Source organism: Streptosporangium sp. OZ121, assembly GCF_051918885.1.
GTDB lineage: Bacteria > Actinomycetota > Actinomycetes > Streptosporangiales > Streptosporangiaceae > Streptosporangium.
Window position 1 is genome coordinate 103,868 of the sequence record NZ_JBPXMC010000010.1, and the last position, 19,551, is coordinate 123,418.

The 19,551-nt window shown below is 70.3% G+C and carries 19 protein-coding genes; 12 read left to right on the forward strand and 7 right to left on the reverse strand.

Annotation, left to right across the window (positions count from 1 at the left end; genetic code table 11):
- Window positions 1–97 precede the first annotated feature (97 nt).
- The 3 genes from ACTOQ1_RS19860 to ACTOQ1_RS19870 are packed head-to-tail and all read left to right on the forward strand — an operon-like array spanning window position 98 to window position 3,126.
- On the forward strand, window positions 98–1,063 hold the full coding sequence (locus ACTOQ1_RS19860; protein WP_440069116.1) for a tripartite tricarboxylate transporter substrate binding protein: 966 nt from the start codon (window positions 98–100) through the stop codon (window positions 1,061–1,063).
- Window positions 1,063–1,629, forward strand: a complete 567-nt coding sequence (locus ACTOQ1_RS19865; RefSeq protein WP_440069118.1) for a tripartite tricarboxylate transporter TctB family protein — start codon at window positions 1,063–1,065, stop codon at window positions 1,627–1,629. Before ACTOQ1_RS19860 ends, ACTOQ1_RS19865 begins: the two co-directional genes overlap by 1 nt.
- Complete coding sequence (locus tag ACTOQ1_RS19870) at window positions 1,630–3,126, forward strand: tripartite tricarboxylate transporter permease (RefSeq protein ID WP_440069120.1); 1,497 nt, start codon at window positions 1,630–1,632, stop codon at window positions 3,124–3,126.
- 147 nt (window positions 3,127–3,273) lie between these two features.
- On the opposite strand, the gene ACTOQ1_RS19875 is transcribed toward ACTOQ1_RS19870, so the two are convergent.
- A complete protein-coding gene (locus ACTOQ1_RS19875; RefSeq protein WP_440069121.1) occupies window positions 3,274–3,855 on the reverse strand; it encodes a TetR family transcriptional regulator in 582 nt (193 codons plus the stop codon).
- 82 nt (window positions 3,856–3,937) lie between these two features.
- Between ACTOQ1_RS19875 and ACTOQ1_RS19880 the strand changes: the two genes are divergently transcribed.
- Together ACTOQ1_RS19880 and ACTOQ1_RS19885 are read left to right on the forward strand one after the other, a co-directional pair.
- On the forward strand, window positions 3,938–4,669 hold the full coding sequence (locus ACTOQ1_RS19880) for an SDR family NAD(P)-dependent oxidoreductase (protein ID WP_440069123.1): 732 nt from the start codon (window positions 3,938–3,940) through the stop codon (window positions 4,667–4,669).
- A gap of 5 nt (window positions 4,670–4,674) precedes the next feature.
- Window positions 4,675–4,992 (forward strand): DMT family transporter, encoded by a 318-nt coding sequence (locus ACTOQ1_RS19885; protein WP_440069125.1) that lies wholly within the window; start codon window positions 4,675–4,677, stop codon window positions 4,990–4,992.
- Window positions 4,993–5,154: 162 nt separating this feature from the next.
- On the opposite strand, the gene ACTOQ1_RS19890 is transcribed toward ACTOQ1_RS19885, so the two are convergent.
- The gene (locus tag ACTOQ1_RS19890) at window positions 5,155–5,532 is read right to left on the reverse strand and encodes an SH3 domain-containing protein (protein WP_440069127.1); all 378 of its coding nucleotides are present in this window, start codon (window positions 5,530–5,532) and stop codon (window positions 5,155–5,157) included.
- A 631-nt stretch (window positions 5,533–6,163) separates the two neighbouring features.
- Between ACTOQ1_RS19890 and ACTOQ1_RS19895 the strand changes: the two genes are divergently transcribed.
- The 7 genes from ACTOQ1_RS19895 (at window position 6,164) to ACTOQ1_RS19925 (ending at window position 13,814) form a co-directional block, all read left to right on the forward strand.
- Complete coding sequence (locus tag ACTOQ1_RS19895) at window positions 6,164–6,628, forward strand: hypothetical protein (RefSeq protein ID WP_440069129.1); 465 nt, start codon at window positions 6,164–6,166, stop codon at window positions 6,626–6,628.
- A gap of 19 nt (window positions 6,629–6,647) precedes the next feature.
- Entirely contained in the window at window positions 6,648–6,929 is a 282-nt protein-coding gene (locus ACTOQ1_RS19900) for a hypothetical protein (RefSeq protein WP_440069131.1), read from the forward strand.
- Window positions 6,926–9,064, forward strand: coding sequence for a peptidase domain-containing ABC transporter (locus ACTOQ1_RS19905; RefSeq protein ID WP_440069133.1), 2,139 nt, complete (start codon window positions 6,926–6,928; stop codon window positions 9,062–9,064). The genes ACTOQ1_RS19900 and ACTOQ1_RS19905 overlap by 4 nt, the downstream gene beginning before the upstream one ends.
- Window positions 9,065–9,264: 200 nt before the next feature.
- A complete protein-coding gene (locus ACTOQ1_RS19910) occupies window positions 9,265–10,092 on the forward strand; it encodes a DUF4352 domain-containing protein (protein WP_440069135.1) in 828 nt (275 codons plus the stop codon).
- Between the two features lie 202 nt (window positions 10,093–10,294).
- Window positions 10,295–11,875 (forward strand): hypothetical protein, encoded by a 1,581-nt coding sequence (locus ACTOQ1_RS19915; protein ID WP_440069136.1) that lies wholly within the window; start codon window positions 10,295–10,297, stop codon window positions 11,873–11,875.
- Window positions 11,876–11,942: 67 nt separating this feature from the next.
- Entirely contained in the window at window positions 11,943–13,175 is a 1,233-nt protein-coding gene (locus ACTOQ1_RS19920) for a helix-turn-helix domain-containing protein (RefSeq protein ID WP_440069138.1), read from the forward strand.
- A 333-nt stretch (window positions 13,176–13,508) separates the two neighbouring features.
- On the forward strand, window positions 13,509–13,814 hold the full coding sequence (locus ACTOQ1_RS19925) for a hypothetical protein (RefSeq protein WP_440069140.1): 306 nt from the start codon (window positions 13,509–13,511) through the stop codon (window positions 13,812–13,814).
- A 378-nt stretch (window positions 13,815–14,192) separates the two neighbouring features.
- Here the strand turns inward: ACTOQ1_RS19925 and gatB are convergent, their stop codons facing one another.
- The 5 genes from gatB to gatC all read right to left on the reverse strand — a co-directional run bounded on the left by gatB (window position 14,193) and on the right by gatC (window position 19,234).
- The gene (gene gatB, locus ACTOQ1_RS19930; RefSeq protein WP_440069141.1) at window positions 14,193–15,698 is read right to left on the reverse strand and encodes an Asp-tRNA(Asn)/Glu-tRNA(Gln) amidotransferase subunit GatB; all 1,506 of its coding nucleotides are present in this window, start codon (window positions 15,696–15,698) and stop codon (window positions 14,193–14,195) included.
- A 33-nt stretch (window positions 15,699–15,731) separates the two neighbouring features.
- On the reverse strand, window positions 15,732–16,301 hold the full coding sequence (locus tag ACTOQ1_RS19935; protein ID WP_435288491.1) for a hypothetical protein: 570 nt from the start codon (window positions 16,299–16,301) through the stop codon (window positions 15,732–15,734).
- Window positions 16,298–17,386 carry an AAA family ATPase gene (locus tag ACTOQ1_RS19940; protein WP_440069142.1) on the reverse strand — a complete coding sequence of 363 codons (1,089 nt, stop codon included), beginning with the start codon at window positions 17,384–17,386 and terminating at the stop codon, window positions 16,298–16,300. The genes ACTOQ1_RS19935 and ACTOQ1_RS19940 overlap by 4 nt, the downstream gene beginning before the upstream one ends.
- Before the next feature lie 61 nt (window positions 17,387–17,447).
- On the reverse strand, window positions 17,448–18,938 hold the full coding sequence (gene gatA, locus ACTOQ1_RS19945) for an Asp-tRNA(Asn)/Glu-tRNA(Gln) amidotransferase subunit GatA (protein ID WP_440069143.1): 1,491 nt from the start codon (window positions 18,936–18,938) through the stop codon (window positions 17,448–17,450).
- Complete coding sequence (gatC, locus tag ACTOQ1_RS19950; RefSeq protein WP_329085297.1) at window positions 18,935–19,234, reverse strand: Asp-tRNA(Asn)/Glu-tRNA(Gln) amidotransferase subunit GatC; 300 nt, start codon at window positions 19,232–19,234, stop codon at window positions 18,935–18,937. Before gatC ends, gatA begins: the two co-directional genes overlap by 4 nt.
- Window positions 19,235–19,551: the final 317 nt, after the last annotated feature.

A 19,551-nucleotide genomic window follows, 5' to 3' on the forward strand; every position in this document is an offset into this window, starting at 1 on the left:
TGACCGATACGACGGCAACCACGCAAAGGATCGACAGGGCTGCCTCCTGAGGTCACGATCCTCACCACGCTTTCTTCACGTTTGTTTGGAGCTGACCATGCGTCTTCGGAGACTGGCCGCCCTCGCGGTGCTGTCCCTCGCCGCCCTCACCGCCTGCGGTTCCGGCGGCGGCTCAGGTACGAGCGCGCTGAGAATCATGGCGCCGGCCTCACCGGGAGGCGGCTGGGACCAGACCTCCCGCGTCGCCGGGGAGGCGCTCAAGGCCGCCGAACCGTCCCGCAAGGTCGAGGTCTACAACGTGCCCGGCGCGGGCGGCACCATCGGCCTGGCCCAGCTCGCGGGCGAGAAGGGCAACGGAGACCTGTTGATGACCATGGGCCTGGTCATGGTCGGCGCGGTCGAGCAGAACAAGTCGAAGGTCACCCTGGCCGACACCACGCCGATCGCGAAGCTCACCGAGGAGTACGAGATCGTCGTGGTTCCCGCGGGATCGCCGTACCAGACGCTGGGCGACCTGGTGACGGCGTGGAAGGCGGACCCGACGAAGATCGCCATCGCGGGCGGCTCCGCCGGGGGCACCGACCACATCGTGGCGGGCCTGATGGCCAAGGCCGCGGGCATCGATCCCAAGCAGGTCAACTACATCGCCCACTCCGGCGGCGGCGAGGCGCTCAACGCGCTGCTCGGCGAGAAGGTCGCGATGGGGATCTCCGGCATCGGCGAGTTCGCCGAGCACGTGAAGTCCGGCAAGCTGCGCGCCCTCGGCGTCAGCTCTCCCGAGCGGCTCGGCAACGTGGACGCCCCCACCATCAAGGAGGCGGGTCTGGACGTGGAGCTGGCCAACTGGCGGGGTTTCGTCGCGCCCGGCGGGCTGGACGACGAGAAGAAGAAGGCCCTCACCGACCTGGTCACCAAGATGCACGACTCCCCGGCGTGGAAGGACGCGGTGATGAAGAACGGCTGGACCGACGTCTTCCAGACCGGGCAGCCGTTCGCCGACTTCCTCGCGGCGGAGCAGACCAAGGTCAAGGCCGTCATCGCCGAGATGGGCCTCGTCTCCTGATGTCTCCCGCAGAAGACCCGTCCGGTCCCACCGGCACCGGCGCCACCGGCACGGCCCCCGAGGGCGAGACCGGGTGGTCGTGGCGGCGGCCGGAGCTGGGGCTGGCGGTGCTGGTCCTCGCGCTGGGCGCGTTCGTGATCGCCGGCACCGCCGACGTGACCGCCGCCGGCTCCGCCCTCGGTCTCGGACCCCGGTTCTTCCCGGCCCTGGTCGGGGGCGCGATGCTGCTGATCGGGCTGTTCTACGTGGTCGACGTGCTCAGGGGAGGCCACGGCGACCCCGAGGCCGCCGAGGACGCAGAGGACATCGACTCCGGCGCGCGGGCCGACTGGCGGACGGTCGCGCTGGTCAGCGTGATCTTCCTCGCCTTCGCCGGGCTGCTCGACCTGCTCGGCTGGGTCATCGCGGGCGCGTTGCTCTTCTTCGGCCTGTCCGTGACGCTCGGGGCGGCCCACCGGCTGCGCGCGGGCGTCATCGCGATCGTGCTGTCCACTCTCACCTACCTGGTGTTCGTCAGGGGCCTCGGCGTGACGCTGCCGGCCGGGCTGCTGTCCGGGGTGATCTGAGTGGAGTCCTTCCAGCTGTTGATGGACGGCTTCGCGACCGCCCTCACCCCGGTCAACCTGCTCTACGCGCTGGTGGGCGTCACGCTGGGCACGCTGGTGGGCGTGCTGCCCGGCATCGGCCCGGCCATGACCGTGGCGCTGCTGCTGCCGATCACGTTCACCGTCCCCCCGGCGAGCGCGTTCATCATGTTCGCGGGCATCTACTACGGCGGCATGTACGGCGGGTCGACCACCTCGATCCTGCTCAACACGCCCGGCGAGAGCTCCTCGATGATCACCGCGCTCGAGGGCAACAAGATGGCCAAACGCGGCCGGGCGGCCCAGGCGCTGGCGACGGCCGCGATCGGCTCGTTCGTCGCGGGCACCATCGCCACCGGGCTGCTGGTCGTCGCGGCGCCCCTGGTGGTGGACTTCGCGATCTCCTTCGGTCCCGAGGACTACTTCGCGCTGGCCGTCCTGGCCTTCACCGCGGTGTCGTCGGTGCTGTCCCGCTCCGTCGTACGAGGGCTGGCCTCGCTGGGTCTCGGCCTGGTCATCGGGCTGGTCGGCATCGACCAGCAGACCGGGCAGGCCAGGCTGACCCTGGGCATCCCGCAACTGCTCGACGGCATCGACGTGGTGATCGTCGCGGTCGGGCTGTTCGCCCTGGGCGAGGTGCTCTACGTCGCCTCGCGGCTGCGGCGCGGCCGGCCCGAGGTGGTCCCGGTCGGCCGGGCGTTCCTCGGCCGCTCCGACTGGTCGCGCTCCTGGCGGCCGTGGCTGCGCGGCACCGCGCTCGGCTTCCCGTTCGGCGCCCTGCCCGGCGGCGGAGCGGAGATCCCCACGTTCCTGTCGTACTCGATCGAGAAGCGCCTGGCGCGCGGGATCGCCCGCGAGGAGTACGGCAAGGGCGCCATCGAGGGGGTCGCCGGTCCCGAGGCCGCCAACAACGCCTCGGCGGCGGGCACGCTCGTGCCGCTGCTCACGCTGGGCCTGCCCACCTCGGCGACGGCCGCGATCCTGCTGGCGGCCTTCCAGCAGTACGGGCTGCAGCCGGGCCCGCAGCTGTTCGACCACAACCCGGCGCTGGTCTGGGGCATGATCGCCTCGCTGTTCGTGGGCAACACCATGCTGCTGGTGCTCAACCTGCCGCTGGCCCCGCTCTGGGCCCGGGTGCTGCGGATCCCCCGGCCCTACCTCTACTCGGGGATCGTGCTGTTCGCGGCGCTCGGCGTCTACGCGCTGAACTCCTCCTGGGTGGAGCTGGTCATCCTCTACATCCTGGGCCTGCTCGGTTTCGCGATGCGCCGCTTCGGCCTGCCGGTGGCCCCGGCGGTGATCGGCCTGATCCTGGGCCCGATGGCCGAGATCCAGCTCCGCCGGGCCCTGGCCATCGGCGCGGGCGACGTGACGGTGCTGGTCAGGAGCCCGATCGCGGCGACGCTGCTGGTCGTCTCGCTCCTGGCGCTGTGCACGCCTCTCATCAGGAAGGCGGCCGCCCGCCGTCGCGGCGCCTGACCGGAACCGGCCGCACCCGGATGCGGCCCCGACGGGCACGGACCGAGGTCCGTGCCCGTTTCCGTTTTCTCACGCGCCCTCGCGTGTCCTGCACGTGTCCTCACGCGCCCTCGCGTGTTCTCGCGTGTTCTCGCGCGGGCGTACGTCTCAGGAGGTGAACACCGCCAGCAGGTCGTCCAGCCCCGCCTTGACGCGTTCGACCGTCACCCCGCGATCGCGCAGGCGGTGGGCGAGCAGCGGCGCGGCCAGCGGAGCGAGAAGGGCGTCGGCGAGGACGTGGGCGTCGGCACCGGGTCTGGCCTGGGTGACGAGCATCGACAGGTGGGCGTGATAGGCCTCGTAGGCACCGCCGAAGCGGGCGAACGGCGCCGCCGTCTCGGCCATCACCAGCAGGTCCAGCTGCTCCACGGTTCTGTCGGCGAGGGCGTGCAGGAAGCCGCGGATGCGGGCGGGCGCGTCGGCGCCGGGCCCCAGGGGTGGCGGTCCCTCGATGAAGGCCTCCTGGAACTCGCGTTCCCGCTCGTCGATGAGCGCGTACGCCAGCCCCGAGCGATCGCCGAACCGGCGGTACAGCGTGCCGACGCCGACCCCCGCCGCGGCGGCCACCTCCGCCATCGACAGCCCCTCGACGCCGTGAGCGGCGACGATGTCGGCGGCGGCGGCGAGGATCTTCACGCGGTTGCGCGCCGCGTCGACCCGCTCGCGACGCGGGTTCATGACGACGTCCACGATCACAGGTTACTGGAGGCTTGTAAACGGAATCAGTTCCGCTTTATGGTTAAGCGGAACTGATTCCGCTTAAGGGGCACACATGACACGCAAGGTCGCGCTCGTCACCGGGGGAAGCCGTGGGATCGGCGCCGCCGTCGCCGTACGCCTGGCCAACGAGGGGTCCGACGTGGTGATCACGTACGCGCGCTCGGCGGAGCGGGCGGCGGCGGTCGTCAAGGAGATCGAGGCCACCGGCGTCCGCGGGCTGGCCGTGGCGGCGGAAGCCGCCGACGCCGGCACGCTGGTCGCCGCGGTCGAGCGGACGGTCGCCGAGTTCGGGCGGATCGACATCGTGGTCGGCAACGCCGGCGTCGCCTCGTTCGGGCCGCTGGAGGAGGTGACGCTCGCCGAGGTCGACAGGGTCCTCGCGATCCACTCCCGCGCCTCGTTCGTGCTGGCCCAGGCGGCCGCCCGGCACATGGGCGGGGGCGGCCGGATCATCTGCGTCGGCAGCAGCCTCGCCGAGCGCGTGCCGTACCCGGGATGGACGCTCTACGCGATGAGCAAGTCCGCGCTGGTCGGCCTGACCAAGGGGCTCGCCAGGGATCTGGGCCCGCGCGGCATCACGGCCAACCTCGTCCAGCCCGGTTCGACCGACACGGAGATGAATCCGGCCGACGGCCCCGGGGCGGAGGAGGAACGGCGCTTCACCGCCCTGGGCCGCTACTGCGATCCCGCCGACATCGCCGCCACCGTCGCGCACCTGGCGGGAGAGGGGGGCCGGAACATCACCGGGGCCACCGTCACCGTCGACGCGGGCGCCACGGCCTGACCACCATGGCCTGGGTTCTGCTTCTCGCGGCGGCCGCCCTGGAGGTCGTCTGGGCCACCGCGCTCGAACGTTCGGATGGATTCACCCGGTTCTGGCCGGCGTTCGCCGGGGTGACGGCCGCGGTCCTGAGCTTCGTCCTGCTCACCTTCGCGCTCAGGACCCTGACCATGGGTACCGCGTACGCGGTCTGGGTCGGGCTCGGCGCGCTCGGGGTCGCCGTCGTGGGCATCGCCGCCCTGGGCGAGAGCGCGGCCCCCGCCCGGCTGGCCTGCCTGGCGCTCATCCTGGTCGGCGTCATCGGCCTCAAGCTCCTGGACGGGTGACGCGACGCAGGAGCCTGACGACACGGAACTCGACGCCGGGACCTTCGACGCGGAACCGACACGGGAGCCTCACGACACGGAACTCGACGCCGGAGCCTCACGACAGGAAACGGCCGCCCGGCCGTGGGGAGCCGGGCGGCCGGGCTCATCCCGGGAAGGAGGCTATTCCTGCAGGGTGTCGACGGCCGGGCCGTTGAATTTCCAACCGTCCTCCGTGGCCAGATAGCTGCAAGAAACCCATCCCGTGGTGCCCGAGGGCAGCCCCGAGGCCGACCTGCCGCCCAGCCGGAACCTGCACCAACCGCCCGACGAGCCGAGAAGCTGCCCGTAATCGCCGTAGTAGAGGTAGCCGATGACCGTCGATCCTCCGGCACTCGACCGCAGGCGCACCCCGTCGGCGATGATCACCGCGTCCACGGCGGAGGCCGCCGACAGGGTGGAAGCGCCGTTCACCGGAGCCGCCTGAGCGGGGACGGCCGCGACGGCCATTCCCGCGGCGGCCGTCAACGTCACGGCGGCGAGTGTCAGAAACCTTTTCATTGGACGTTCTTCCGATCGTGAGGTCAGGTCATGTCGGAGTGAAAGGCGGGACTGCAGTGATTACTGTGCAAGCCGTCAAGAATTCCGTCAATACCTATTCATATTTAGAAATAGGGATTACCACATAAAAAGGCCGCTCCGATCACCGGAATTCATGCGACCGATAAGGACTTCTCACCTCTGCCGCCCGGCCGGCGGCGATCCGGGCCTCGGCGGGGACGACATGCCCGCACCACGCCCCCTACCAGGCCGTTCCGTCCAGGACGGGTGACGCGAAATCATCCGCACAAGGCGTCTATACATGGTGTATGGCCTGCGTGTACGACGTCCTCGGCCAAGGCCGCCTCCGGCGCGCACCATCTCTGCGCGGGCGATCGCGCCACCGGGACGGAGCGGCCGCGGCCGTTCCCTCATGCCGTACCACCGGGCGCGCAGGTCGGCCACGTTCTCTCCGGCGTGGGCCACCGAACGGAGAATCCCGATCTCAACCTGCCCGCCGCCTTCTACGACGGCGATGCGACGAACCCGGAGATGGGATCCGAGTGCGGGAGGGGACGGCGCGGCCAGATACGCGAAATTCTTCGAGGAGGTCATCGCGATACACCGGGAGAATTTCGCGACGCTGTCCGCGTTGCGAGAACTGGCCACCTACGACCCGACCGTGCGCGACTTCTACTCCGCCGATCTCGGGGAATTCGACGAGGCCGTTCACAAAACACTCGTCGACGAACAGGAGTCGGGCTCGACGCCTGCCGACCTGGACGCCGTGGCGGCGAGCCGGGTGATCGTCTGGGGGGCGCGCAGGCGATCGCCCGGCACATCAGTGTGGACGACGGGAGTGGTGACGCGGCCTTCGCACGCGAGCTCGGCAAGATCTGGTGGCACGGCGCCCATCGCCGTCCCGGAGAACAGCCCGCCGCGAACTGACCGTGCGGGAGGCGAACGCGCTCCGGCCGCCGGCACGTACCGTCCCGCACCGTCCCGCACCACGGCACACTCACCAGGCGGCCCGAGCCTCACCGTCCGCCTGCCCTCCGGTGGCCACGACGCCCGAATCCCGCGCGTCACAAGCAAGGCACAAGTGGCCCACAAGTGATCATTCCTAGATTCCTCCCATGACCGGGGATCGAAGGCGTGAACCCGCGACCGGCTCTCGGCACCGAGGCCGAGAGGCCGCGGGAACCTCGACGACGCGGCCCGCTCCTCCCCCGGCGGGCGGCCAGGGCCGGCTCGTCTACCGGGAGGAGGCGATGCGCCGGCATGTCGAGTCCCGCGCCGCCGCCCGGATGCCGCTGGTGATCAGCGGCCCGTCGTTCCTGCTGCTGTGGATCGTGGTGGCCGCCGTCCTGGCGGCCGGTGCCACGCTCGTCACCCTGGCGCTCGGAGCGGGCGGATGAGAAACCGCGTCCCGGTCCTGCTGCAGAACACCCCCACCGAGTGCGGCGCGGCGTGCCTGGCCATGGTGCTCTGCCACCACGGCCACCGCACCACGCTGCACCAGGTGTCCGAACGGCTCCAGGTCGGCAGGGACGGCCTGAGCGCCAAGGCCATCGTGGAGGGCGCCCGCGAGCACGGCCTGAAGGCGCGCGCCTTCTCCCTCGCGCCCGAGGACCTGGCGCGCGTGCCGCTCCCCGCGGTCGCGCACTGGGAGTTCAACCACTTCGTGGTGGTCGAGCGCTGGTCACCCGACCGGGTGGACCTCGTCGATCCCGGCCGGGGCCGCCGCCGCCTGACAGCGGAGGAGTTCGGCGCCGGGTTCACCGGCGTACTGCTGGTCTTCGAGCCCGGCGAGGGATTCCACCGCGGCACGTCCTCGATGGCGAGCGCCTGGCGCCGCGAGTTCGTCCGCACCCTGTTCCGGCGCCGCCGCGGCCTGCTCGCGCAGGTCATCGCGGCCTCGCTGCTGCTGCAACTGCTGGGGCTGGCCCTGCCCCTCCTCTCCCAGCTGCTGATCGACGAGGTCATTCCGTCGCGGGGAGCGGACCTGCTGCCCCTGCTGGGCGGGGCCGTGCTGCTGGCCGGGGTGGCCCAGTTCGTGATCGGCTACCTGCGGGCGGCGCTGCTGGTGGCCGTACGGGCACGCGCCGACCAGGAGCTCACCGAGGGGGTGATCGGCCATCTGGTGGCGCTGCCGTACCGGTACTTCGCGCAGCGCGGCAAGGGCGACCTGCTCACCCGGGCCGCCAGTGTCTCCACGCTGCGCGACATCCTCACCGGCCAGATCGTGGCGGCGCTGCTGGACGGCCCGCTGGCCGTCGGCTACCTCGTGCTCGTGTACGTCTGGGACCCCGTCTTCGGGCTGGCGCTGACCGGGGTGGTCGCCGCCCAGGGACTCCTGGTCCTGGCCACCACCCGCCGGATCAACCTGCTCACCCAGCAGGAGCTCACCGCCTTCTCCGCGTCGCAGAGCAGCCTCATCCAGGCGATCACCGGCATCGAGACGCTGAAGGCGTCCGGGGCCGAGAACCGGGCGGTGGAGCAGTGGTCCGCCCACTTCACCCAGCAGCTCAACGCCGACGTGCGCAGCGGCCTCACCCAGGGGCTGGTGGAGGCCGCGCTGTCCGCGATCCGGGTGGTCGCCCCGCTCGGCCTGCTGTGGCTCGGCACCTGGCGGGTCCTCGACGGGGAGCTGACCGTGGGCGCGCTGATCGCGCTCAACGCCATCGCGCTCGGCGCCCTGATCCCGCTGGGCTCGCTGATGACCGGCCTGCAGAGCCTGCAGCAGGCCGGCGCGCACTTCGACCGCCTGTCCGACATCCTCGCCTCGGCACCAGAACCCAGCGACGGCATCGAGGTGCTGCGGCTGCGCGGCGCGGTGGAGCTGCGCGGCGTGAGCTTCCGGCACGATCCCCGTGGCCCGTGGGTGGTGCGGGACGTCTCGGTCTCCATCCGGCCGGGGCAGAAGGTCGCCCTGGTGGGCGCCTCGGGGTCGGGCAAGAGCACGCTGGCCAGGCTGCTGCTCACCCTGCACACCCCGGTGGAGGGCGAGATCCGGTACGACGGCGTCCCGGCCTCCGAGCTCAACCTGCGCACCCTGCGCCGCCAGTTCGGCGTGGTCGGCCAGGACTCCGCCCTGTTCAGCGGCTCGATCCGGGAGAACATCGCACTGAACTCCCCCGACGCGCCCCTGGAGCGGGTGGTCGCCGCGGCCCAGGTGGCGGCGCTGCACGAGGAGATCATGGCCATGCCGATGGGGTACGAGACGATGCTGACCGACGGTGGCGGTCTCTCCGGCGGCCAGCGCCAGCGGCTCTCCCTGGCCCGCGCCCTCCTGTCGCGGCCGAAGATCCTGCTGCTCGACGAGGCCACCAGCAACCTGGACAGCGCCACCGAGGCCGTCATCGAGTCCAACCTGTTCTGGCTCACCCAGACCCGCATCGTGATCGCCCACCGGCTGAGCACGATCCGGGACGCCGACCTGATCCTGGTGATCGACTCCGGGCGCGTCGTCGAACGCGGCACCCACGACGAGCTGATGGCCGTCGGCGGCAAGTACGCCGAACTCGTCGCCGCCCAGGCCACCCCCGCCTGACCCCGTTTCCCATAAGGCGCGAAATCACCACAAATTATCCCAATTTTCGAGGTAACGCAGCCCAATGGCCCGCGCTTACCGACCTGTGGTTAAGTGCCCAACCACACGGCATTCACGAAAAGGCCAGAAGAATCGCGGATCGCGTCATCCGAGCGGACATCCAGGGCGTCCCCTATGCACCCTCTGTCCCAGGAGCACCAATGGCGAATCAGTACGGCCCACAGGATCCGCACCAGCGACCGTACGGGCAGCCACCACCCCCGCAGAACGGTTACTCCCAGCAGCATCAGCAGCCCTACGGCCAGCCCTACCCACCACCCGGTCACGGATACGAGCAGCCCTACGGCCAGCCTTATCCGCCGCCCGGCCGGGGATACGGATACGCCGAGCCACCGCGCAAGCCGAGCAAGGGGACCGCGTTCTGGCTGCTCGTCGCCTGCGCGCCCATCCTGCTGCTGTTCGGATGCGTCGCGGCGGTCGTCAGCGTCAGCGACGACACCACGGTGACGACGCGAAAAGACCGGCCGACGGCCGCCCACTCGGCTCCTGTCGCGGAAACCGAAGCGGAAACCGAGAAGGCGCCGACCCAGGAGCCAGAATCCAAACCTTCGACGGCGACCGTAGGTGGCACGATCACACTGAGAGGCATCGAATCCGATCTCCAGGTCGCCGTAACCCTCGAAAAGGTCGTCGAGAACGCGACACCGAAAGTCGACTTCTTCAAGCCGAAAGACGGCAGTCGCTTCTTCGCGGTTCAGCTGACCCTCAAAAACACCGGGCAGCAGGCTTACAGCGACAGCCCGTCCAACGGCGCCATGTTGATCGACACCGAGGGACAGCAATACCGATCGACGTTCGGCGACATACAGGAGGGCGTCTCGTTCGCCGGGTCCGTCACGATGAGCAGCGGCGACAGCCGCAAGGGGGTCATCGTCTTCGAGGTCCCCAAGACCACGAAAATCGAAAAACTTCAGTTCGCGTTGAACAGCGGATTTGCCGATCACACGGGCGAGTGGCTGACCAAATAAAAGTTTGTCAGCGATGCGCCGATCCTGCGGGAAGCTCCGCCCGACAGGATCGGCGCGTTCACCGAGGCGCTGTCGGCGCAGGGAACGGTTTGTCCGCGGTTCTCGCCATCGGCCCGGAGGAGGCCCGTGATTGCGGTCCGGACTCCCGATAGGTCATCATGGCGGGCATGACCTACAGGAAGGGCGGCCACCGCCCCAGCCGGTGAACCCCGGCACCTGGAAGCTGGGCGACGATCCCCTCGGCGATCGCCCCACCTTCCTCGCTCACGCGCTCGCGATGTCCCTGCGGTACGGGCCCGGCCCGTGGCCCGAGGACGCCCAGCGACTCCCCGACGAACCGCCCCGCCCCACCGGCGACGAGCCGTTCATCAGCAGTGTCGTCATGGACGGCATCCAGACCCATCACTTCGGCGTCAAGCCCGACGACGACGCCCTCATCGAGATCACCGACCTGCTCGGCAGGCTCGTCACCGACGATCCCGCCCACAACGATCTCCTGCGGCTGCATGATCGGCTAAGCGCCGTCTCAGCGCTCGGTATCGCCGACGATCTCATCGACCGTATCCGACGGCAGCGGCTTCCCAGAGACAGGATCGGCGAGGTCGGACGGCATCTGGCCGAGCACGGCACCCACCGCGACGCCGTCAAGATCGGCCTTGTGCTGCTCGGCGCCTGCGGGGACGAGCGGGACCGGGAGCTACTGCTCCTGCTCGGCACGCTGGAAGAGCTCACCCTGTACGCGGTGGTCGCCCTGCGGCGCACCCAGCCCGACCACCAGCGTGCCACCTACGAACTGGCCCGCCGAGTACGGGGCTGGGGCCGCATCCACGCGGTGGAACGGCTCAAGGGGTGCGGCGATCCACAGATCAAGGCCTGGTTGCTCCGCGAGGGCTTCCGCAACGGGATCATGAACGAATACCTGGCCCACCTCGCGGCCACGACCGGCGACCTGTACTCGGCCCTGCTGGAGCCGGACGTCGACGACGCCCTGCTCGACGGCGCCGCGGACATCCTGGCCGCCCTGGCGCTGGGCGGTCCGGCCGAGGACATGAGCGACTACGCCGACGCCGTACCGGCCACGCATCGCCTCGCCGACCTTCTCGTCGGCGGGCGGGCCACGCTCGGCAGGCTGGACGCCGCACTGAGAATCCAGGCCTTCCTGCGCGAGCCCGGCGACGCTTCGTCCTGGCCGCCCGACATGATCGCGCAGCTCCGCCACCGCTACGAGGAACTCGTCGTTCAACCCCGGTGGCACGACCTCGTACTGGAGTGCCTGGCCGATCCGCACCACGCCGATTTCGGCCACGCGATGTGGGCCGCCGACGAACTCAACCTGCCGGTGGTCCCGCAGATCATCGCCCGCCTGAACACCGATCCGCTGGACGAGTCCGCATGGCACCACGCCATCAGGCTCGCCACCGCCGAGGAGGCCGAACAGCTCGTCCACCTGGCCGGACGACTCCTTCCCCTGACCGATCTGGCTGACATCGCCGATGGGCCGGGGGACCACCTCGGCCTCGGCGAGGAGTACAGGCCGGATCGAGCGCTGGAGTCCGTCGTAGGCGGGCTGGAGTCCTTCCCCGGCATCGGACTGGCACTGATCGACGTGGCGCTGCGCAACCGGGTCACCAGGATCCGGCGCGCGGCCCTGGCCGCGCTGACCACCTGGCCGGCCTCAGCCGTACCGGACGAGGCGAGAAACTGGGTGAGGCGGGCGGCATCGGTGGAACCGCACGAGGAGACCAGAACCGAAATGATCGATTTCCTGAGACGCCATCCCTGACCAGCTGTTCCCATGACACGCGAAGGCCCCGGACGTAGCCTGAGGTCGTCGAGACCATTATGGAAACGTGCGGGGCCTGCTCATGCGTGATGATGGTGCGAATACCCCCGCCGAAGAGCGAATTGGGCGACGGATCGCCCAGGCCCGCAAGCTGCGCGGCCTGACGCAACAGCAGCTCGCCGATCGCGTGCCCTGCTCCAAGAGTCTGATCGCCCAGGTCGAACGGGGGCACAAACCGGCCACGCAGGCCCTCGTCACCGCCGTGGCTCGAACTCTGCGGATCGGGCTCGGCGAGCTGACAGGCCAGCCGTACCGTGATCCCGAAGCGCGCGAGAACCGGATTCACCAGTGCATCCCCGAGATCCGGCGCGCGCTCCTCGCCTGGGACCTGCCCGACGAAGACGTCTCGCCGCCATCGATGGAACGGCTCCGGGCGGACGTGCGCCGCGCGTCCGTGCTGGGCAGGCAGGCTCGGTACGCCCAGCTTGGAGAGATGCTTCCGGGCCTCCTGGAGGAGCTGACGAGAGCCGTGCACGTCAGCGAGGGCGCTCGACGCGATGAGCTTTTCGGGCTGCTGTCCGAGGCGTACACCGGGGTGACGGCGATCGCTTACACGCTGGGTTACTTCGACCTGCGAAGCTCCGCCATGGATCGTGTGGCGTGGGCGGCCCAGGCGTCTCAGGATCGGCTGCGCGTCGCCCGCACGCAGTGGCAGCGTTCGACCCTGTTCCTGGCGACGGCCACCTACGACAAAGGCCTGATGCTTCTGGATCGAGTTCGGCGGGACATCGGTGAGGATCTTGGCCTCCTGGCTCCCGCCGAGCTGAGCGTGTACGGCGCGGCTCATCTCCGGTCCGCGATCTTCGCTGCCCGCGCAGCGGACCGGCAGACCGCGTTCGACCACATCGAGCACGCACGCGAGGCCGCCCGCGTACTGGGCGGGGACGCGAATCACTATGGCCTCGAATTCGGGCCCTCCAACGTGATCATGCATGAGGTCGCGGTCGCCGTGGAGATGTACGACGGCGGTGAGGCGGTTCGTCGCGCCCGGAACGCCACGTTCCCCCCGACGGTCGCGCCGGTCCGCCTCGGCCATCACTACATCGATCTGGCGCGCGGCTGGCTCTACCACGGTGATCGCCAGAAGTCCTTGGAGATGCTGCTCGCCGCCCGCCGTGTCGCCCCCCAGCAGACGCGCAACCACCCGATGGTCCGTGAAACCGTCCGGATGCTCGTCGACCTGGAACGACGGCGTCCCCGGAACCTCAGCGGCTTCGCGAGCTGGCTCGGCCTGCCGTAGCACGTGCGGGTTTCACGAACCCGTGATACTTCGCCGCCCCTCGTGACGGTGACGCTTTGTACATGCACCGGAACACGGAATCACCACACGCGCCGAGTGTCGAGGATCCGCCCCTGCTGAGCGACGACCAGGCCGACGCGCTCGCCACAAGCATCGGCCACGCGTTCCCGCCCTGGAAGGTCTGGCGGGCAGGCGGCATCTGGTACGCCACCGGCCCGTGCCCGGTACCGGGTTGTGTTTGCACTCGTACGCTGCACGCCCCGACCCGAGCGGTCTGTGCCGCCAGCTCGACGGGTACGAGCGGCGAGACCGGACCCGGCGGGAGGCTTCGCGATGACGAGCCAGGAGGGACCCGCCCTCCGCGGACCGCTGTTTTCCGAGGAGGCGGCGGAACTGGCCGAACGCCGGCTCGCCGCGCTCCGGCAGGCCTACCCCGGCGGGGAGATCGTCTGCGTGACCGGCCTCGGCGTCCCCGTCTGGTACGCCACCCTGCGCGTCACCGTCACCCAGCGGCAGGGACAGGCCGGGGTCCGGGAGACGTTCATGCGCTTCTCCACCGAGGCGCTCGTCTCGGAACTGTCCGTCCAGGTCGAAAAGCCGCACGGCGCGCGGGCTCGGCACATCTTCACCGCCCCCTGAACAGCCGCGACGGCACGGGCTTCTCCGTGTGTCGTCGTACTGAACTCCCGCGAGCGGTGGTGCGGACGACCAGGGGCCGCTCGCGGGTCATACGTGACCGGACGGCGCTCCGGGTCTGGCGCCGTCGTACGCCGGTCGCGGCGGTGCCCCCGTCAGGAGGGGCGGGGGCACCGTTCACATCGTCCGACCGGGCATGTCCGTTTCCCGGAAGACCCGAACGCGAGCGCGGACCCCGCCACCGGAGCGGCGGGGTCCGCGTGAACCACACGTGAAACCTTCGGCGTGAGCTCCCGGGAAACCCCGCGCGCGGGCCCCACAGGCCCTTCGCGTGAGCTCTCGGGAAACCCCTCGTGTGAGTTTGTCCGGAGACGCCGAGGCTTACCCGGAAACGCCCAAGCGCTCCAGGATGAGCTCGCGGGCGCGGCCCGCGTCGGCCTTGCCCCTGCTGGCCTTCATCACGCCGCCGACCAGGGCGCCGACGGCGGCGACCTTGCCGTTGCGCACCTTGTCGGCCGCGTCGGCGTTGCTCGCCAGGACCTGGTCGATGATCTCCATCAGCTCGCCCTCGTCGTTGACGATCTGCAGGCCGCGGGCGGCCACCACCTCGTCGGGGGAGCCCTCGCCGTTCAGCACGCCCTCCAGCACCTGACGGGCCAGCTTGTCGTTCAGCGCTCCCCCGGCGACCATCGCGCACACCCTGGCGATCTGGTCGGGGGTGATGCTCAGCGCGCTCAGCGGGAGACCGGCCTCGTTGGCGCGGCGGGCCAGCTCGCCCATCCACCACTTGCGGGCGTCCGCGGGCGGGGCGCCCGCGGCGACCGTCGCCTCGACCAGGGAGATGGCGTCGGCGTTGTGCATGGCCGCCATGTCCAGGTCGGACACGCCCCACTCCTGCTGGAGCCGCTTGCGCCGCGCGCCCGGCAGCTCGGGCAGGGCGGCCTTGAGCTCGGCGACCCACGCCGGGTCGGGGGCGATCGGCACCAGGTCGGGCTCGGGGAAGTAGCGGTAGTCCTGCGCCTCCTCCTTGGACCGTCCCGAGGTGGTGGTGCCGGTGTTCTCGTGGAAGTGGCGGGTCTCCTGGATGATCCGGCCGCCGCCGGCCAGGATCGCGGCCTGGCGCTCGATCTCACCCCGCACCGAGCGCTCGACGCTGCGCAGCGAGTTGACGTTCTTGGTCTCGGTGCGGGTGCCCCACTCCGAGGAGCCGCGCGGCATGAGGGAGACGTTCACGTCGAAGCGCATGGAGCCCTCCTCCATGCGCACGTCCGAGACGCCGAGGCCGCGCACCAGCTCGCGCAGCTCGATGCCGTAGGCGCGGGCGACCTCGGGGGCGAGCCTGTCGGTCCCCGGGATCGGCTTGGTGACGATCTCCACCAGCGGGATGCCCGCCCGGTTGTAGTCGACGATCGAGTAGTCGGCGCCGTGGATGCGGCCGGTCGCGCCACCGACGTGGGTGGACTTGCCGGTGTCCTCCTCCAGGTGGACGCGCTCGATCTCGATCCTGACGGTCTTGCCGTCGACCTCGACGTCGAGGTAGCCGTCGAAGCAGAGCGGCTCGTCGTACTGGCTGATCTGGTAGTTCTTCGGCATGTCCGGATAGAAGTAGTTCTTCCGAGCGAAGCGGCACCACTCGGCGATGGAGCAGTTGAGCGCCAGGCCGATGCGGATGGTCGCCTCGATCGCCGCGGCGTTCGCCGTCGGCAGCGAGCCGGGCAGCGCCAGGCAGACCGGGCAGACGTGCGTGTTCGGCGGGGCGCCGAACGTGGTCGGGCAGCCGCAGAACATCTTCGACGCCGTGCCCAGCTCGACGTGCGTCTCCAGGCCCAGCACCGGCTCGAAGCGCTCCAGCGCCTCGTCGTACGGCATCAACGTCTCAGCGCTCACTGTCGTTCACCACTTCCTGCTCCATAGAAAACGTCATAGATAACCAAGTCCCTTCAACGCGTTCCTCGTCTCGGCCACCCAGTTCGCGTAGGCGGGCACCTGGGCCAGAACGGCGAGATCGATGTTGCGTCCTATGTACTCGAAGTAGTCGCGGGCAGGCTTGCCGCGCCGGGGGACGGTCGTGGCCAGCACCCCGGCGGGGTCGGAGATCCGCTCGACGTCGCGGGGCCGCGCGGGCAGCCTGCTGAGGTCGCTGCCCTCCAGTTTCGCCCACGCGGCGGGGTCGGCGAGCAGCCAGCCCTCCGTCTCTCCCAGCCCGATCACCGGCACCAGGTAGTGCGAGTGGTAGCGGACGCCGTCCCTGCGGCGGCGCTCCCGCTCGTCGTCGTGCGTGAAGAGCAGGTGGCAGTCGGCCGCGAGCTCCTCCAGCGCGGTGACCATGTGCTCCCGGTCGCAGGAGACGACCTCCGTCGCCTCGACGTCGACGGCGTACGGCGACATCCAGGTGAGCTCGCGCAGCTGCCTGGAGATCACGATGCCGAGGAAGCCCTCGTCGGCCTCCCCCTCCGCGATGAGTCCCGGAACCAGCGGGCGGCTGCTCATGCCGCCGCGCCCAGGTATTTGCGGACCTGCCGGGGCGAGACGAACGTGCCCGGTTCGCCGTCCGGCTGGATCGGCTTGGCCACGGTCACCCGCGACACCCGGTCGTTGTCGGGATCGACGCGGACCGCGGTGTCGAGGAACGTCAGCGCGTCCGGCTCGGTCCGGTAGACCTCCGCGACGACGATCGGGGACTGGCTGGTGAGGATGAGCTGCCGCAGCGGCTCGGGACCCCCCGGCGCGGTGATCCGGCGGCGCACCCGCCGGAGCAGCTCGCCGAGACGGGCCGGATGGACGCCGTTCTCGATCTCCTCCACCAGCAGCGTGCCCGGATGGTCGGGGTCGTGCAGGGCGGCGAGCAGGCCGAGGATGCGCAGGGTGCCGTCGGACAGCAGCGCCGCCGGGACCACTCCCTGGCCGTCGACGATCAGCTCGAAGGAACACTCCCCGCGCTCGACGCGCGGCACCAGCCCGACGACGTCGGGGACCACCCCCGCGAGATCGGCCGCGAGGTCGGCCAGCGCCTCCGTACCCGCCATCCGCCCGAGCACCGCGGCCAGGTTCGAACCGTCGGCCACGAGCGGCCCCCGGTTCGCCGAGGGACAGCGGCGGCGCATCGCCGCCGGCGACGGCGAGTATCGGCGCCACGACTGGACCGTACGGCGAGGCGTGCCCTCCGGGTCGGGGTCCTCGACCATGAGCTCCAGCAGCTCCTCGGGGATCCGCTGGGCGACATGGCTGACGACGGCACCGCTGGATCTGGGGATCTTCAGCACCATCTCCGCGCCCACGTCGAACCTGATCGGCACCACGGAGCCGGGCTCCGGGGTGACGAGCGCCTCCACCGAGACGACGAATCCCGGCACCGCCGAGCCGTGGGCGACCCGGTGGAACTGCTCGCCCGGCAGCCCGCGGGCCGCCCCGAGCAGCCCGCCGGAACCCTCGATCTCGGCCGCCACGAACCCCACGGCGTCGAAGAGGTTCGACTTGCCGCTCGCGTTGGGGCCGACCAGCGCGAGGAAGGGCGGCACATCGAGATCGAAGCTCAAGAAGGACTTGAACCCGTCGATCTCGATCCGAGTGATCATGCCGCCGTACTCCCTGTCACCTGTCGCCCCCTCGCCCTCGTCCCACGATCCCGGAAAAGCCCTACAGCTCCGGGGCTCTGGACAGCAGGCCGCCGCCCCACCGGCTCTCGAGGGCCTTCTCGACCGCGGCGCCGACCCGGTAGCAGCGGTCGTCGCCGAGCACCGGGGCCATGATCTGCAGACCGACCGGCAGGCCGTCCTCGTCGGCCAGCCCGCACGGCACGGAGATGGCCGCGTTGCCCGCCAGGTTGCTCGGGATGGTGCACAGGTCGGCCAGGTACATCGCCATGGGGTCGTCGGCGCGCTCGCCGATCGGGAACGCCGTGGTGGGCGTCGTCGGCGAGATGAGCACGTCCACCTGCTGGAAGGCGGCCTCGAAGTCGCGCGCGATGAGCGTGCGGACCTTCTGCGCCTGCCCGTAGTAGGCGTCGTAGTAACCGCTGGACAGCGCGTACGTGCCCAGGATGATGCGGCGCTTGACCTCGGGGCCGAAGCCCTGTGCCCGGGTGAGGGCCATGACCTCCTCGGCGCTGCGGGTACCGTCGTCGCCGACGCGCAGGCCGTAGCGCATGGCGTCGAAGCGGGCCAGGTTGGAGGAGCACTCCGAGGGGGCGATGAGGTAGTACGCGGGGAGGGCGGTGGTGAACGACGGGCAGGAGACCTCGAAGACCTTCGCGCCCAGCGACTCCAGCAGCTCCACGCTCTCGTGGAAGCGCGCGAGCACGCCCGCCTGGTAGCCGTCGCCGCCGAACTCCTTGACCACGCCGATGCGCAGCCCCGCCACGTCGCCGTTGCGGGCCGCCTCGACGACCGAGGGCACCGGGGCGTCGACGGAGGTGGAGTCCATGACGTCGTGCCCGGAGAACGCCTCGTGCAGCAGCGCCGCGTCGAGCACGTTGCGGGCGAAGGGGCCCGGGGTGTCGAGCGAGCTGGCGAAGGCGATCAGGCCGTAGCGGGACGAGCCGCCGTAGGTCGGCTTCATGCCCACGATGCCGGTGACCGCGGCGGGCTGGCGGATCGAGCCACCGGTGTCGGTGCCGGTGGACAGCGGGGCCTCGTACGCGGCGACCGCGGCGGAGGAGCCGCCGGAGGAGCCGCCGGGGATGCGCGACAGGTCCCACGGGTTGTGGGTGGGGCCGTACGCCGAGTTCTCGGTGGAGGAGCCCATCGCGAACTCGTCGAGGTTGGTCTTGCCGAGGATCACCAGCCCGGACTCGCGCAGGCGGCGGGTCACGGTCGCGTCGTACGGCGGCTTCCACCCTTCGAGGATCTTCGATCCGGCCGTGGTCGGCATGTCCCTGGTGGTGAAGACGTCCTTGTGCGCGATCGGCACCCCGGCCAGCGGGCCGAGCTCCTCGCCGGCGGCCCTGCGGGCGTCGACGGCGCGCGCCTGCTCCAGGGTCGTCTCGGCGTCGACGTGCAGGAAGGCGTTCACCTTCGGCTCGACGGCGGCCATCCGGTCGAGGTGGGCCTGGGCGACCTCGACGGCGGAGACCTCGCCGCTCGCGATCAGCGCGCCCAGGTCCGCGGCGGACTTGCGGATGAGGCTCATGCTTCCTCCCCGAGGATGCGCGGGACGCGGAAGCGGCCGTCCTCGACCGCGGGGGCGCCCGACAGCGCCTCTTCCGGCGTCAGACTGGGTCGTACCTCGTCGGGGCGGTAGACGTTGGTGAGCGGGAGCGCGTGCGAGGACGGCGGGATGTCGTCGGCCGCCACCTCGGCGACGCGGGCGACCGCACCGATGATCACATCGAGCTGGGCGGCGAAGTGGTCGAGCTCCTCGTCGGCCAGCGCCAGCCGGGACAGCCGGGCGAGGTGAGCGACCTCGTCGCGGGTTATGGCGGACATGAGTCGTTGAACCCGTTTCGTGGAATGGCAATTGGACACTGTCATCCTATGGCTCGCGACCTGAGGGTCCCGACTCATTAACACTGCCGCAACCAAGCGAAGATCTCTCACTCCCGGCGGTCGGACCGTCCGGCCCTCCGGACCCGGAGGAAACGGCTCCGGCTCTTCCCGGCCCTGAAGCCTGAAGGAGATCGCGGACTTCACCGCGACCGCCGAAGCGCATAGGGGCGTACTTCTCAGAAGTGAACTTCTATGTTCACCGGAGATACTATCGCTGGCGATAGTATCTCCAGCAGTAGTATCGCCAGCGATAGTAT

Coding starts and splice junctions, on each gene's coding strand:
- ACTOQ1_RS19935 (WP_435288491.1), bottom strand. CDS start 16,301: ATGAGCAGCCGCCCGCTGGTTCCGGGACTCATCGCGGAGGGGGAGGCC.
- gatC (WP_329085297.1), bottom strand. CDS start 19,234: ATGTCCGCCATAACCCGCGACGAGGTCGCTCACCTCGCCCGGCTGTCC.
- ACTOQ1_RS19885 (WP_440069125.1), top strand. CDS start 4,675: ATGGCCTGGGTTCTGCTTCTCGCGGCGGCCGCCCTGGAGGTCGTCTGG.
- ACTOQ1_RS19890 (WP_440069127.1), bottom strand. CDS start 5,532: ATGAAAAGGTTTCTGACACTCGCCGCCGTGACGTTGACGGCCGCCGCG.
- ACTOQ1_RS19865 (WP_440069118.1), top strand. CDS start 1,063: ATGTCTCCCGCAGAAGACCCGTCCGGTCCCACCGGCACCGGCGCCACC.
- ACTOQ1_RS19860 (WP_440069116.1), top strand. CDS start 98: ATGCGTCTTCGGAGACTGGCCGCCCTCGCGGTGCTGTCCCTCGCCGCC.
- gatA (WP_440069143.1), bottom strand. CDS start 18,938: ATGAGCCTCATCCGCAAGTCCGCCGCGGACCTGGGCGCGCTGATCGCG.
- ACTOQ1_RS19880 (WP_440069123.1), top strand. CDS start 3,938: ATGACACGCAAGGTCGCGCTCGTCACCGGGGGAAGCCGTGGGATCGGC.
- ACTOQ1_RS19940 (WP_440069142.1), bottom strand. CDS start 17,386: ATGATCACTCGGATCGAGATCGACGGGTTCAAGTCCTTCTTGAGCTTC.
- ACTOQ1_RS19925 (WP_440069140.1), top strand. CDS start 13,509: ATGACGAGCCAGGAGGGACCCGCCCTCCGCGGACCGCTGTTTTCCGAG.
- ACTOQ1_RS19910 (WP_440069135.1), top strand. CDS start 9,265: ATGGCGAATCAGTACGGCCCACAGGATCCGCACCAGCGACCGTACGGG.
- ACTOQ1_RS19905 (WP_440069133.1), top strand. CDS start 6,926: ATGAGAAACCGCGTCCCGGTCCTGCTGCAGAACACCCCCACCGAGTGC.
- ACTOQ1_RS19900 (WP_440069131.1), top strand. CDS start 6,648: ATGACCGGGGATCGAAGGCGTGAACCCGCGACCGGCTCTCGGCACCGA.